Below are 14,108 nucleotides of genomic sequence, written 5' to 3'. Positions count from 1 at the left end.
CGGCCAGCACGACCACCACCGGGCTCAGCACGGCGAGCAGCGCGACGCCCACGAGCAGGTAGCGCAGCCCCGGGCCCGGCTCGGTGACCAGCACGACGGCGACGCACGCGGTGGCGACCACCGGCACCGCCGTCCACGCCGCGACGGCCCGGGTGCTGCGCGTGGTGCGCCACGCGAGGCTCGTCGCGGCGATGCCGCCCATGCCGACGCCGAGCAGCGCGGGCACCAGGTCCAGGCCGATCAGGGCCGGCATCCGCTCCGGCTGCGGCCCGGCGACGCAGGCGACGCACGCCAGCAGCCAGACCAGCAGCCCGGCGGCGAACACGGCGAGACCAGCCCGGGCCTTCCAGCGCGGCGTGACCGCCTGGACGCCGTCGTCGTCGGTGCGCAGGGCGACGAACACGCATGCCCCCAGGATCACGACCAGGGCCACGAGCGGGAGGGCCGGGACCGGCAGGCCGGCGTCGGCGTAGCGCGTCCAGGTGAGGTACTGCCCCGTCAGGGCGAGCGCCGCGCCCAGGTGCGCCCACAGCAGGCCCGAGCCCGAGCGCTGCGACCAGAAGCCCGCGCGGTGCAGCGGCGGGCCCGACGGCGGCACGGTGCGCCCGGCGCGCATCGCCGAGAACTTGGACTCGAACCGGACCTGACCGCTGTGCGCCACGGCCACCAGGATCGCGACCAGCAGCACCGGGGCGAGGGACAGGAGCGCCAGGCGGTCGCCGACGTCGAGCCGGGCCAGGCCGTACAGCGCGCCGGGGATGCGGGCGCAGACGGGGACCACCGCGGCGGGTCCGGGGGTGGCCAGGCCGATGCAGCGCGTGCCGATCACCGACAGCGCGACCGTCGCGACGGCCGAGACGAACAGCAGCGTCAGCCCGAGCGAGAACACGCGCGTCAGCGCGGCGGTCGGGTCCGGGCGCAGGCTGCCCGAGGGCGTGTCACGCGCCGTGGGCCGGTGCGCCGCCGGGACCGGAGCCGGGATGCGGCGCGCCCAGTACGCGGCGTTCACCAGGCCGAACGGGACCATCGCCGCCCACAGCAGGCGCACCGCGACCGTCCCCACGACGCCCAGCACGCCGCCGAACGGCAGGCCGCCGAGGCGCGCCATCGCGCCCCACGAGTACGCCTCGCGGCGCACGTCGGGCCGGATCGCGTGGACGTCGCCCGGCGGGAGCGCCCGGTCCCGCGCCTCGGCGGCCGGCGTGGGGACCCAGAAGCTGCCCAGGCCGTCGCCGTCGGACTGGGTCACCTCGCCCCGGGGCAGGCCGAGCGCGCCGTACGGCAGCGTGTTCGCGATGCCGTGGATCCGGAGCTCGAGGATGCTGGGCGGGGTACCGGGCCGGGTTCCGGGCGCGCTGTCCATAGCGCCCCAACGTAGGGGTGCCCGACGTCGCCGGGCGCGCCGCCACGCGCGGCCCGGCCGGATCCTGCGGGAATCACGCAGGATCCGGCCGGCCTCCCTGACCTGGGGCGCAGCGGCCTCAGGGGGCGAACGTCACCGCGACCACCGCCGCGGCCAGCAGCAGGTCGTAGACCACGCAGGTCTCGGCGTACCAGCGCCACACCACCGCGCCGGCCCGGTGGTGGAACGCGTCCCAGACCGCGTGGCCCACCAGGCCCGCCGCGACCACGTACGCCCCGGTGTCCTGCCCCGCGAAAGCCGTGGCCAGCAGCGCGACCACCGCGAACACCGCGAGCCCTGCCGCCTGCAGCAGCACCATCGACCGGCCCCGGATGCTGCGCCGGACCAGGCCCACCACGGGGTACACGAGGGCGACCCCCAGGATCAGCCACGGCGGGAGCCCGCCCACACCGCCCGCGATCGTGAGCGCGAGCAGCGCCAGCCCGAGCAGCACGGGCCACCGGCGCGCCAGCCACGCCAGGTCGAACCCGTGGACGTGCCGCGTGTACTCGGCCGGGCGCAGCAGCATCGCGCCCGCCATGGCCGGCACCATCAGCACGTGACCCCAGAGCATGAGGTCGCCCGCCGTCGCGAACCCGGCCCAGAACAGCGCCAGCAGCACCGCGAACGGCGCCGCCATCGCCGCGTTCATCTCCCCGATCGCGGCCCAGCCGTGCCGCCGCAGCCGCATCCACACCGTCATGGCCGCGACCATGTCCAGGACCATCACGACCGCCCCGACGTCCGGCCGGGCCAGCGCCGCCTCGACGCCGAGGGCGACGCCCGCCAGGTCCCACGCCGGGGCCAGCGCCAGCATGCCGAGCACCATCACCACGACCATCTCGGCCAGGTGCGCCAGGAACCTGCCGACCGTCCGGGCCCGCGACACGGGTGCGGTGTCGTGGGCCGGGTGACCCACCACGGCCGCCGCGGTGTCGCCCGTGCCGTCTCCCCGGACCGGCACCGTCATCGAGCCTGCCGCCGTTCCCGCCGTGACCCGGCCTGTCGTCTCCGTCATCTCGCCGTCTCCTCGCTCCGGGCGGCGTTCCTCGCCGCGCTGTTCTCCACGCTGTCGCGCGGCGAGAAGCGCCAGTAGTGCCGGACCGCACCCGGGCGCGGGCACTTGTCACGAGCCCGTATGACAGATGTCATCCAGGCGCCGCGACACACCCCGGACCGGCGTCGGCGCTGGCAGGATGGCGTCATGAGCACCGGGCGGGCCGTCGCGGACGACGGCGGCAGCGGACTCGTGAGCTTCCGCCGCAACGTCTGGTGGGGGCTGGCGGGCACGGTGGCGTGCGTGCTGGGCTTCGCCGTCGGCGACTGGGTGCTGGACCCCGACGTCCCCGCCGGGCTGCGCGCGCTGACCGGTCTGTCCACGGCGGCCACGATCGTCGCGTGCGGCGTGCTGCTGGGGCAACGGATGCGGGACCGGGCGCCGTCGGCCGGCTGGCTGGTCACCGCGGGCTGCGCGGCCCTGGTCGCCGGGGCGGTGCCGCTCACGGTCGGCAACTTCGGGATCTGGTCCATCGCCCCCGCCGCCACGATCTCGGTGCTGGTCATGTTCCTGCCGATCCGCCGGGCGTGGCAGGCGCTCGGCCTCGCGCTGCTCGTCCTGCCCGCGATCGGCCTGGTCACGGCGCTGGCCACGGGCGAGCCCAACGTGGCGCACGCGGTGTGGATGCCCGCCCTCATGGTCGTCGCGTTCGGCCCCGCGATGCTCGGCATGGTCCGCGCCTGGCAGGTCACGGCCCGGCTCGACGACGCCCGGCGGCTGGCCGGACAGCTCGCCGTGGCGGACGAGCGGCTCCGGTTCGCCGCCGACCTGCACGACATCCAGGGGCATCACCTCCAGGTGATCGCCCTGAAGAGCGAGCTCGCCGCCCGCCTGGCGGAGGCCGACCCGGCGCGGGCCGCCGAGCAGATGCGCGAGGTGCAGCAGCTCGCCGGGGACGCCCTGCGCGAGACCCGCGCTCTGGTGCAGGGCTACCGGCGCACCACGCTCGACGCGGAGATCGCCAACGCGTCCCGGGTGCTGGCCGCGGCGGGTGTCCAGGTGCGCGCCGACGTCGATGCCGGCCTCGCCGCCGCCCTTCCCCAGGCGCCGCGCAGCCTGCTGGGCCTGGTGGTCCGCGAGGCCACCACCAACGTGCTGCGGCACAGCAGCGCCACGCGCGCGGCGATCGTCCTGGTCCCGGACGACGCCGGCGCCCGCCTCGTGATCGACAACGACGGCGCCCGTCCTGCCGTGGCCGGCGACGGGACCGGGCTGGCCTCGCTCGCGGAACGGCTCGACGCCGTCGGCGGGCGCCTGTCGTGGGTCAGCGACGACGACCGGTTCGTCGTGACCGCTACGGTGACCGGATGATCCGCCTGCTGCTGGCCGACGACGAGGAGCTGCTGCGCGGGGCGCTGTGCGCCCTCCTCGACCTCGAGGAGGACCTGCACGTCGTGGCCGAGGCGGCCACCACCACCCAGGCGGTCCGGCTCGCGGGGCAGCACCGGCCCGACGTCGCGGTGCTCGACCTGGAGATGCCGCCCACCGACGGGCTGCACGCCGCCGGGCAGATCCTGGCCGCCGCCGACGGTACGCTGCCCCGCATCATCATCGTCACGCGGCACGCGCGCCCCGCCGTCCTGCGCCGGGCGCTGGCCGCCGGGGTGAGCGGCTTCGTCCCCAAGTCGACGCCCGCGGCGCGGCTCGCGCAGATCGTGCGCGACGTCGCCGTCGGGCACCGGTACGTGGACCCCGAGATCGCCGCCTCGGCGCTCACGGAGAACGAGTGCCCGCTGACGGACCGGGAGCTGGAGGTGCTGCGGGCGGCCCGGACCGGCTCCCCCGTGGCCGACATCGCGGCCGCCGTGCACCTCGCGCCGGGCACGGTGCGCAACTACCTGTCCTCGGCGATGGCCAAGCTCGGCGTCGCGACCCGTCATGCGGCGGCCCACCGCGCCTGGGAGGAGGGCTGGATCTGACCGGCCCTAGCGGTCGAGGGCCTCGCGGGCGCCGTCGACGTAGAACCAGCGGCCGCCCTCCCGGACGAACCGGCTGGTCTCGTGCAGGCTGCCGCGCACGCCGGTGACCGGGTTGCGGTAGAAGGCGGTGAACTCGACGACGCCGCTCGTGTCGAACGGACCACCGCGCTCCGTGCGGTGGATGTCGAGGCGGCGCCACTCCTCGTCGCCCACCCCGGCGTCGCCGGGCCGGGTCTCCGGCGCCCACGTGGCCAGCAGGTAGGCGCCGTCCCCCACCGCGAACGCCGAGTAGCGCGAGCGCATCAGGGCCTCGGCGGTCGGGGCGGTCGCGGCGCCGGAGTGGTAGCGCCCGCAGCAGGAGCCGTAGGTGTCGCCGGAGAGGCAGGGGCAGCGTTCGTCGTCGTGCACGAGGACGATCCTCGCACCTACGCGAACGTCTCGTGCCCCAGCACCGCGAGCAGCCGGACCTTCTCCTCGGCCACGCTGCCCGGCGCGGGGGTCAGCACCAGGAGGGCCTGGGACTGGTCCTCGGTGAACAGCGCCTGGCAGTCCACGTCGATGCGGCCCAGCTCGGGGTGCACCAGCGTCTTGTGGTCCTCGAACCGGCGGGAGACCTCGTGCAGCTCCCAGAGCCGCACGAACTCGGGGCTCTGCCGCAGCAGGGCGCGCAGCACCTCGTCGGCGGGCGAGCCGGGCCCCGCCGCCGCGTGGGCCGCCCGCAGCGAGGCGACCTGGCTCCGGGCCTGCCGGTCGTGGTCCTCAGGCGGGTAGACGTCCCGGGACGCGGGGTCGGTGAACCACCGGTAGACGGAGCTGCGGGCCAGGCCGCCGGCAGGCGCCGGGCCGAAGACCGCCTCGGCGAGGCGGTTCTGCACGAGTGTCTCGCCCAGGCCCGAGATGATCAGCGCCGGGGCGTCCTCCAGGCGGTCGAGGACCCGGAGCAGGGCGGGCGCCACGTGGGAGTCGGCCGGCGTGCGCCGCGGCACGCCGTGCCCGGCGAGGCGGAACAGGTAGTCGCGCTCGTCGGCGGTCAGGCGCAGGGCCCGGGCGAGCGCGGCGAGCATCTGCTCGGACGGCTGCGGCCCGCGCTGCTGCTCCAGCCGCGCGTAGTAGTCCACCGACATCCCGGTCAGGGCGGCGACCTCCTCCCGGCGCAGCCCGGGTGCGCGACGGCGGGGCCCGGGCACCAGGCCGACGTCGGACGGGCGCAGGGCCTCCCGGCGTCGGCGGAGGAAGTCGGCGAGGGCTGCGCGGTTCATGCCCCCATCGTGCGCCCCGCACGGGACACGAACCAGGGACCGCCGGTCCCTGGTTCACCGGGTCTCTCCCGCCGCCGGCGCCGGGGCCGCACGGTGGAGCCATGAACATCACCGGAAACACCGTCTTCATCCCCGGCGGCACGCGCGGCATCGGCCTCGCCCTCGCGACCCGCCTCCAGGCCCGGGGCAACACCGTGATCGTCGGCGGGCGCAACGCCGCCGCGCTGGACGTCCTGGCCACCGAGCACGGCTTCGGCACGGTGCGGATCGACACCGCCGACGCCGACTCGATCAAGGCGGCCTCCGCCGAGGTGATCGAGCGATACCCCGCAGTGAACGTGCTGCTCGCGATGGCCGGGATCATGCGCGCCGAGGACTGGCGCTCCCCGGCGTTCCTCCACGACGCCGAGGAGACGGTCACCACCAACGTGCTCGGCCCGATCCGGCTGATCGCCGCGTTCACCGAGCACCTGCAGAGCCGGCCGGACGCGACGATCGTCACGGTGGCCTCGGGCCTCGCGCACAGTCCGCTGCGGGTGACGCCGACGTACAACGCGACCAAGGCCGCCGTCCACATGCTCTCGGAGAGCGTTCGCCTGCAGTTCGCGGGCACGAGCGTGTCCGTGGTGGAGCTGGTGCCGCCGTCGGTCCAGACCGATCTCATGCCGGGGCAGGCCGACAACCCGCACGCGATGCCGCTCGACGAGTACGCCGACGAGACCATGGGCCTCCTGGAGTCCCAGCCCGACGCCCACGAGATCCTGGTCGAGCGGGTCAAGTTCCTGCGGTACGGCGAGGTGCGCGGCGACTACGCCGACGTCGTCGCGACCCTGAACGCGACGGACCCCCACGCGGCCGCCCACTGACCCTCCGCCGTCAGCCGACGAACGACCGTGCGGTTGCTGCCAGAACGCGGTTCGTCCTGGCAGCAACCGCACGGTCGCCTCGTCCGCCCGCACGGGCGGGACGTCACGTCGCGGCCGGCTCCTCCACCACCGGGGCCGCGAACTGGCTCGCGTACAGGCGGGCGTAGGGGCCGTTCGCGGCGAGCAGGTCGTCGTGCGAGCCCTGCTCCACGATGTCGCCGTGCTCCATCACGAGGATGACGTCGGCGTCGCGGATCGTGGACAACCGGTGCGCGATGACGAACGACGTCCGGTCCTTGCGCAGCCGGTTCATGGCCTCCTGCACCAGCACCTCGGTGCGGGTGTCCACGGACGACGTCGCCTCGTCGAGCACGAGGATCGCCGGGTCTGCCAGGAACGCCCGCGCGAGCGTGAGGAGCTGCTTCTCGCCGGCCGAGACCGACGAGCCCTCCTCGTCCACGACGGTGTCGTAGCCGTCCGGCAGCGTCCGCACGAACGGGTCCACGTGGGTGGCCCGGGTCGCGGCGAGGAACTCGTCCTCGTCCACCGCGACGCCGTCGGGCACGCCGTACCGGAGGTTCTCCTCGATGCTGCCCTTGAACAGCCAGGTGTCCTGGAGCACCATCCCGACCGACGAGCGCAGGTCGTCGCGCGACATGTCGCGCGTGTCCACGCCGTCCAGGGTGATGCGCCCGCCGTCCACCTCGTAGAACCGCATGAGGAGGTTGACCAGCGTCGTCTTGCCGGCGCCCGTGGGGCCGACGATGGCGATGGTCTGCCCCGGCTCCGCGACCAGGTTGAGCCCCGTGATGAGCTCCTGCTCGGGCGTGTAGGAGAACGTGACGTCCTCGAACGCGACGCGCCCACGGACCGGCACGACCTTCTGCGACTGCTCGGGGTCGGGCGACTGCTCGGGCGCGTCCAGCAGCTCGAACACGCGCTCCGCGGAGGCGACGCCGGACTGCAGCAGGTTCATCATCGAGGCCACCTGGGTCAGCGGCTGCGTGAACTGGCGCGAGTACTGGATGAACGCCTGCACGTCACCCAGCGACAGCGTGCCGGAGGCCACGCGCAGGCCGCCGACGACGGCCACCACCACGTAGTTCAGGTTCGCGAGGAACCCCATGGCGGGCTGGATGGTGCCCGAGATGAACTGCGCCTTGAAGCTGGAGTCGTACAGCGCACGGTTCTCCTCGGCGAACGCCTCCGCCGTGGACTCCTGGTGCCCGTAGACCTTCACGAGCGCGTGCCCGGTGAACGACTCCTCGATGTGCGCGTTCAGTCGCCCCGTGGCCGCCCACTGCTCCACGAACTGCGGCTGGCTGCGCTTGGCGATCTGCGCCGTGAGGATCACGGACAGCGGCACCGTCACCAGCGCCACGAGCGCCAGGACCGGGGAGATCCAGAACATCATGCCGAGCACGCCGATCACCGTCAGGACGGCGGTGACGAGCTGCGCGAGGGTCTGCGTGGTGGTCTGGGCCACGTTGTCGATGTCGTTGGTGACGCGCGAGAGGATCTCGCCACGCTGCTTGGCGTCCACGTAGGAGAGCGGGATGCGGTGCAGCTTCGCCTCCACCTGGTCACGCAGGTCCCGCATCGTGCGCTGCACGACGCCGGCGGTGATCCGCGCCTGCAGCCAGCCGAACAGGAACGCCCCGACGTACGCCACCACGACCCAGCCGAGGGTCTGCATGAGCACCGTGAAGTCGATGCCCTGACCGGGCACCACACCCACGACGCCGGACAGCAGGTCGGCCATCTGGTCCTGACCCTCCGCGCGCAGGCCGGCCTCGGCCTGCTCGGTGGTCACCCCGGCGGGGAGCTGCGATCCCACGACTCCCGCGAAGATCACGTTGGTCGCGTTGCCGAGCAGCTTGGGGCCCAGCACGGTCAGGGCCACCGAGCCGATACCCAGCACCATGAGCACCACGACGTTCAGGCGCTCGGGGCGCAGCATGCTGGCGAACCGGCGCAGCGAGCCCTTGAAGTCCATCGGCTTCTGCACGGGCATGCCCATGCCCATGCCCATCGGCCCGCCCCCGCCGGGACCACGCCCGGGGCCGCGTGCGGGTGCGGCGGGCGCCGCCGTCGTGCTGCCCTGACCTTCGCCCTGAGGCTTGTCCTCGTTGCTCACGCTGCCTCCTCCAGGCTCATCTGGGACGTCACGATCTCCTGGTACGTCGGGTTGTCCGCGAGCAGCTGCGCGTGCGTGCCGCGGCCGACGATGCGGCCGTGGTCGAGCACCAGGATCTGCTCGGCGTCGCGGATGGTCGCCACGCGCTGCGCGACGACGATCACCGTCGCGTCGGCGGTCTGCGGCCGCAGGGCCGCCCGCAGCCGGGCGTCGGTCGCGTAGTCGAGGGCGGAGAAGCTGTCGTCGAACAGGTAGATGCGGGGCTTGCGGATCACCGCTCGCGCGATGGCGAGCCGCTGCCGCTGCCCGCCGGAGAACGTCGAACCGCCCTGGGCCACCACGGACTCCAGGCCGTCCGGCAGCGCCTCCACGAAGTCGCGCGCCTGCGCCACCTCGAGCGCCGCCCACATATCGTTCTCGGTGGCGTCGGGCTTGCCGTACCGGAGGTTGTCGGCGACGGTCCCGGTGAACAGGAACGCCTTCTGGGGCACCAGGCCCATGAGCGAGCCGAGGTCGCGCTGCAGGAGGTCCCGCACGTCGACGTCGTCCACCCGGACCGTGCCGCCGGTGGCGTCGAAGAGGCGCGGCACCAGGTTGAGCAGCGTCGACTTGCCGGAACCCGTCGAGCCGATGATCGCGGTGATCTGGCCCGGCTCGGCCGTGAACGTCAGGTCGTGCAGCACGGGCTCCTCGGCGCCCGGGTACCCGAACTCGACGTTCTCGAAAGTGACGCGGCCGCGCGGACCCGCGCCGACGGGCGAGCCGTTGCTCTCCGGCGAACCGTTGCTCTCCGGCGAACCGTCCTCCACGGCGCGCAGGCCGGGCAGGGCGACCGGGTGCTCCGGGTCGACGACGGACGGCTCGGTGTCCAGGACCTCCCCGATGCGCTCCGCCGCGACCGCGGCGCGCGGGATCATCATGAAGATCATCGTGGACATCATCACGGCCATGAGGATGTACATGAGGTAGCTCAGGAACGCCGTCAGCGAGCCGATCTGCATGCTCCCGTCCTCGACGAGGTGCGCGCCGAACCACAGCACCGCCACGGACGACAGGTTCATGATGAGCATGACCACCGGGAACGTCAGCGCCATGAGGCGGCCGGCGCGCAGGGAGGTGTCGAACAGCTCCTCGTTCACCACGCCGAAGCGCTGGGACTCGCGCCGCTCGCGCACGAACGCGCGGACAACGCGCAGGCCCGTGATCTGCTCGCGCAGCACGGAGTTGATGGCGTCGATGCGCTTCTGCATGCGGCGGAAGTGCGGCACCATGCGCCACACGATGACGCCCGCCGTGGCGGCCAGAACCGGCACGATGACGACGAGCAGCGCGGACAGCGCGACGTCCTCGGACAGCGCCAGGATCACGCCGCCGACCAGCATGATCGGCGCCATCACCATGATGGTGAACGTCATCAGCACGGTCATCTGGACCTGCTGCACGTCGTTGGTGCCGCGCGTGATCAGGGTCGGCGCCCCGAACTGCGCCATCTCTCGCGCGGAGTAGGTCTGCACGGAGTGGAACACGTCGCGCCGCAGGTCACGGCCGAACGCCGTGGCGACCTGTGCGCCGAAGTAGACGGCGATGACCGACGCGACGACCTGGCCCAGCGACACGACCAGCATCCAGCCGCCGGTGCTCCAGATGTAGCCGATGTCGCCGGCCACCACGCCGTTGTCGATGATGTCGGCGTTGAGGCTGGGCAGATACAGGGCCGCGAGCGTCTGCACCAGCTGCAGGACGAGCACCGCGACCACCGCCCAGCGGTACGGGCCCAGATATTTCCGGGCGAGCGTGACGAGCATCAAGAGTTCCCTTCAGGGCTGGGGGTTGGAGAACCTGGTGCACCGGCTCCCGCAGTGGAGGCTGCACCTTCCACGCTGTCGGGGCCAGGCAATTTCGGCGGGCCGGCGAGGCCGTTCACGAGGGCGTCGGCCAGGACGTCGGCCGGCACCGCGGGCTGCAGGTGGTCGATCCTCAGGTGCGCGCCCGTGATCGCGGACTCGACCAGCGAGATCGCCACCTCGACGGGGACCCGCAGGCGGTGCGCGTCCGGGGCCAGGACGGCGGTGATCCCCTCGACCGTAGCCGCGCGCTGAAGAGCCCGCTGCTCCAGCAGCGTCTTGCGGTACGTGAGCATGCGCTCGTGCTGGTCGGCCACCGAGCCGGTGCCGGGAGGCGGCCCCGGCGTCACGACGCGCGGGCCCGGCGGGCCCGGTGGACCCGGTGGACCCGGAGGACCCGGTGGCAACGGGGCCATGCTGCGCAGGACGGACATCCACCGCATGACCTCGGCCACCCGGTGCCGCCCCAGCTCGATCACGAGCTCGAGGCGCCGCTCGAGCGGCAGCCCGGAGTCGATGCCGGTGAGCTCGGCGAGGGTCTCCTCGGGCTTGCCCGCCCGCGCCAGGCCCTCGATGGCGACGGCGCCCACCAGCGCCGTCTTGTCGCCGAACGCCCGGAACAGCGTGCCCTCCGCGACATCGGCGGCCTGAGCCAGCTCGCGCGAGGTCACGTCGTGTCCCCGCTCGGCGACCAGCGGCAGCACCGCGTCGACGATGGCCGCCTTGCGGTCCTCGGGAGACATGCGGGGTGCCCGCGTCCGTGCGTTGTCCATGGCGCAGACGGTAATTGAGTGAGCACTCACTCCGCAACTCGATTACGCCTACGGCAGACCCGGGCCCGGACATGCCGGAAGCCCTCCGGTGCGAGCACCGGAGGGCTTCCGTGAACTGCTGGCGGCGGGTCGGCTCAGCCGGCCGGCGGCGCCGGCGGGGGCGGCGTCGAGCCACCCGGGTGCTGACCGCGCTCGGACTCGGTGTCGAACGGCTCGCCCGACCGGGTGCCGGCGCTCGTCGCGTCGGCCGTGGCGGCCTCGGCCTGCCGCTGCGCCTCGGCGAGGGCCTCGGCAGGGTCCGGCAGCAGGGGCTCGTCCAGCACCGAGTCGATGGGCAGGCGCGGACCCGAGGGGCCCTCGCCCGGCGGGGGCGGCGGGACCGCGGGGCCGGCGCCGCCACCGAAGCCCGAGGCGATGTTGCCCAGCGCGGCGGTGAACTCCGTGGGGATGACCCAGGTGGTGTTGGACGTGCCGTTCGCGATCTGCGGCAGCGTCTGCAGGTACTGGTACGCCAGCAGCTTCGGGTCCGCGTCACCGCGGTGGATGGCCTCGAAGACCTGGAGGATCGCTCGCGACTCACCCTCGGCACGCAGGATCTGCGCCTGGGCGTCACCCTCGGCCTTCAGGATCTCGGACTGCTTCTGACCCTCGGCCGTGAGGATGGCCGACTGCTTGACACCCTCCGCGGTGAGGATCGCGGCGCGGCGGTCACGCTCGGCGCGCATCTGCTGCTCCATGGAGCCCTGCACCGAGGGCGGCGGGTCGATCGACTTGAGCTCGACCCGGTTGACGCGGATGCCCCATCGACCGGTCGCCTCGTCGAGCACACCGCGCAGCTGGCCGTTGATCTGGTCACGGCTGGTCAGCGTCTGCTCGAGGTCCATCGAGCCGATCACGTTACGCAGCGTGGTCACGGTGAGCTGCTCGATGGCCGTGATGTAGTTCGCGATCTCGTAGACCGCGGACTTGGCGTCCGTCACCTGGAAGTAGATGACGGTGTCGATCTCGACCACCAGGTTGTCGCTGGTGATCACGGGCTGGGGCGGGAACGAGACGACCTGCTCGCGCAGGTCCACGCCGGCGCGGACCCGGTCCACGAACGGCACCAGCACGTGCAGGCCCGGGTCGAGCGTCTTCGAGTACCGACCCAGGCGCTCGACCACGAGCGCCACCGACTGAGGAACGATCCGCACGGCGCGGATCACCGCGACGATACCGACGATCACCACCAGGGCGATGATCAGATAGAGCAGGACTTGCCCGAATGACTCCACGACGTCTCCTTACGCGGGCACCTTGGCCCGCGGGCGGCTTTCAAGCTCCTGATGAGCACAGGAAGCTTCTGACTTGGACTGTCTGGGGGGGACAACACAAAGGGGCGCCCAGGCGCCAGGCGGTGTTACGCCGGCTCGACGACGGCGGTGGCGCCGTCGATCTGGACGACACGAACGCTAGTGCCGGCGGGCAGCAGCGGCGACCCGGGCACGGACCGTGCGCTCCACACCTCTCCGCTCAGCTTGATCAGCCCCGACGCGGTGCTGACCTCCTGGACCACCGACGCCGTGCGACCCACGTTCGCCTCGACGTTGGTGGGCGACTTGGGCGTGTTGTCGCGCAGGTGCCGGATCAGCGTGGGCCGCAGCGTGACGAGCAGCACCACCGACGCCACCACGAACACGATGGCCTGCATCCACAGGGGCGCGCCCGCGCCGTTCGCGACGGCGGCGGCCAGCGCACCGCCGGCGAACATGATGAAGACGAAGTCCAACGACAAGAGCTCGATCAGCGCGAAGACCAGCGCCGCCCCTACCCACCACAACCACGCCATGGGTTGCTCCCTCCGAGCGTCCACTCCGGTTGGCGACCGGTCGCCGCCGGAACCTCTCCGACGGCGGGCCCTCGCGGTGAAATTACCGCTACCTCGGACCTTTGCCCGGACTTTACCAAGGACCACTGACACAGCGGTAGTGAAATCGCCGTTTCAAACACTTTTCCTGAGGGCCCTGAACATTCCAGGTTCCGGGCGCCGGGAAATGCGGTCAGCGGGCTGCGCGAGCCAGCCAGCGACCGCCGCCGTGGGCCACGACCAGCGGCAGCCCGAAGGCCGCCGAGAGGTTGTCCGCGGTGAGGACCTCCTCGATGGGACCGGCCGCCTGGATCCCGGCCTTCTTCATGAGCAGCAGGTGCGTGAAGCCCGGCGGGATCTCCTCGACGTGGTGCGTCACGTGCACCAGCACCGGGGAGGCCGGGTCGCTCGCCAGGCCGGCCAGCGTGGCCACCAGCTCCTCGCGGCCGCCCAGGTCGAGACCCGCGCCGGGCTCGTCGAGCAGCAGCAGCTCGGGGTCGGTCATCAGGGCCCGGGCGATCTGCACGCGCTTGCGCTCGCCCTCCGAGAGGGTGCCGTAGGTGCGCTCGGCGAGGTGGTCGACGTCGAACGCCGAGAGCAGGTCCTTGGCCCGCTGCTCGTCGAGCTCGTCGTAGCTCTCGCGCCAGCGCCCCGTCACGCCGTAGGCGGCGGTCAGCACCACGTCGCGCACCGTCTCCGCCGTCGGCAGCCGCTCGGCGAGCGCCGCGCTGGAGATGCCGATGCGCGGGCGCAGCTCGAACACGTCGACGCGGCCGAGGGTCGCGTCCAGGATCTGCGCCGTGCCCGACGTCGGGTGCAGGCGTGCGGCGACGATCTGGAGCAGGGTTGTCTTGCCGGCGCCGTTGGGCCCGAGAACGATCCAGCGCTCTCCCTCGTTCACCTGCCAGTCCACGGAATCGAGGATGGTCGAGGTGCCGCGACGGACGGTGACGCCCGCAAGATGGAGAACCGAGCTCATGGGCACCGACCCTACCTGGTCGACCG

At 72.9% G+C, this 14,108-nt stretch carries 12 protein-coding genes; 3 read left to right on the top strand and 9 right to left on the bottom strand.

Annotation, left to right across the window (positions count from 1 at the left end; genetic code table 11):
• Positions 1–1,481: 1,481 nt before the first annotated feature.
• A complete protein-coding gene (locus ACIPN7_RS18375; RefSeq protein ID WP_400545270.1) occupies positions 1,482–2,420 on the bottom strand; it encodes a hypothetical protein in 939 nt (312 codons plus the stop codon).
• A 186-nt stretch (positions 2,421–2,606) separates the two neighbouring features.
• Between ACIPN7_RS18375 and ACIPN7_RS18370 the strand changes: the two genes are divergently transcribed.
• Both ACIPN7_RS18370 and ACIPN7_RS18365 read left to right on the top strand, forming a co-directional pair.
• Entirely contained in the window at positions 2,607–3,770 is a 1,164-nt protein-coding gene (locus tag ACIPN7_RS18370; protein WP_400545267.1) for a sensor histidine kinase, read from the top strand.
• Positions 3,767–4,378 carry a DNA-binding response regulator gene (locus ACIPN7_RS18365; protein WP_400545264.1) on the top strand — a complete coding sequence of 204 codons (612 nt, stop codon included), beginning with the start codon at positions 3,767–3,769 and terminating at the stop codon, positions 4,376–4,378. The genes ACIPN7_RS18370 and ACIPN7_RS18365 overlap by 4 nt, the downstream gene beginning before the upstream one ends.
• Positions 4,379–4,384: 6 nt before the next feature.
• On the opposite strand, the gene ACIPN7_RS18360 is transcribed toward ACIPN7_RS18365, so the two are convergent.
• A complete protein-coding gene (locus ACIPN7_RS18360) occupies positions 4,385–4,786 on the bottom strand; it encodes a YchJ family protein (RefSeq protein WP_400545261.1) in 402 nt (133 codons plus the stop codon).
• Positions 4,787–4,803: 17 nt separating this feature from the next.
• On the bottom strand, positions 4,804–5,637 hold the full coding sequence (locus tag ACIPN7_RS18355; RefSeq protein ID WP_400545258.1) for a helix-turn-helix transcriptional regulator: 834 nt from the start codon (positions 5,635–5,637) through the stop codon (positions 4,804–4,806).
• A gap of 101 nt (positions 5,638–5,738) precedes the next feature.
• Between ACIPN7_RS18355 and ACIPN7_RS18350 the strand changes: the two genes are divergently transcribed.
• A complete protein-coding gene (locus tag ACIPN7_RS18350; protein WP_400545255.1) occupies positions 5,739–6,503 on the top strand; it encodes an SDR family oxidoreductase in 765 nt (254 codons plus the stop codon).
• 103 nt (positions 6,504–6,606) lie between these two features.
• On the opposite strand, the gene ACIPN7_RS18345 is transcribed toward ACIPN7_RS18350, so the two are convergent.
• The 6 genes from ACIPN7_RS18345 to ACIPN7_RS18320 all read right to left on the bottom strand — a co-directional run bounded on the left by ACIPN7_RS18345 (position 6,607) and on the right by ACIPN7_RS18320 (position 14,082).
• Positions 6,607–8,640 carry an ABC transporter ATP-binding protein gene (locus tag ACIPN7_RS18345; protein WP_400545252.1) on the bottom strand — a complete coding sequence of 678 codons (2,034 nt, stop codon included), beginning with the start codon at positions 8,638–8,640 and terminating at the stop codon, positions 6,607–6,609.
• Complete coding sequence (locus tag ACIPN7_RS18340) at positions 8,637–10,445, bottom strand: ABC transporter ATP-binding protein (protein WP_400545249.1); 1,809 nt, start codon at positions 10,443–10,445, stop codon at positions 8,637–8,639. Before ACIPN7_RS18340 ends, ACIPN7_RS18345 begins: the two co-directional genes overlap by 4 nt.
• Positions 10,445–11,257, bottom strand: coding sequence for a TetR/AcrR family transcriptional regulator (locus tag ACIPN7_RS18335; protein ID WP_400545247.1), 813 nt, complete (start codon positions 11,255–11,257; stop codon positions 10,445–10,447). The genes ACIPN7_RS18340 and ACIPN7_RS18335 overlap by 1 nt, the downstream gene beginning before the upstream one ends.
• Before the next feature lie 134 nt (positions 11,258–11,391).
• On the bottom strand, positions 11,392–12,531 hold the full coding sequence (locus tag ACIPN7_RS18330) for an SPFH domain-containing protein (protein ID WP_400545244.1): 1,140 nt from the start codon (positions 12,529–12,531) through the stop codon (positions 11,392–11,394).
• Positions 12,532–12,656: 125 nt separating this feature from the next.
• A complete protein-coding gene (locus ACIPN7_RS18325) occupies positions 12,657–13,085 on the bottom strand; it encodes an NfeD family protein (protein ID WP_400545241.1) in 429 nt (142 codons plus the stop codon).
• 211 nt (positions 13,086–13,296) lie between these two features.
• The gene (locus ACIPN7_RS18320) at positions 13,297–14,082 is read right to left on the bottom strand and encodes an ABC transporter ATP-binding protein (RefSeq protein WP_400545239.1); all 786 of its coding nucleotides are present in this window, start codon (positions 14,080–14,082) and stop codon (positions 13,297–13,299) included.
• Positions 14,083–14,108: the final 26 nt, after the last annotated feature.

Source organism: Promicromonospora sp. NPDC090134, from assembly GCF_044746965.1.
Classification (GTDB): Bacteria; Actinomycetota; Actinomycetes; order Actinomycetales; family Cellulomonadaceae; genus Promicromonospora.
The sequence above is the reverse complement of the archived record's forward strand: the minus strand, read 5'-3'. Positions and strand labels throughout refer to the sequence as shown.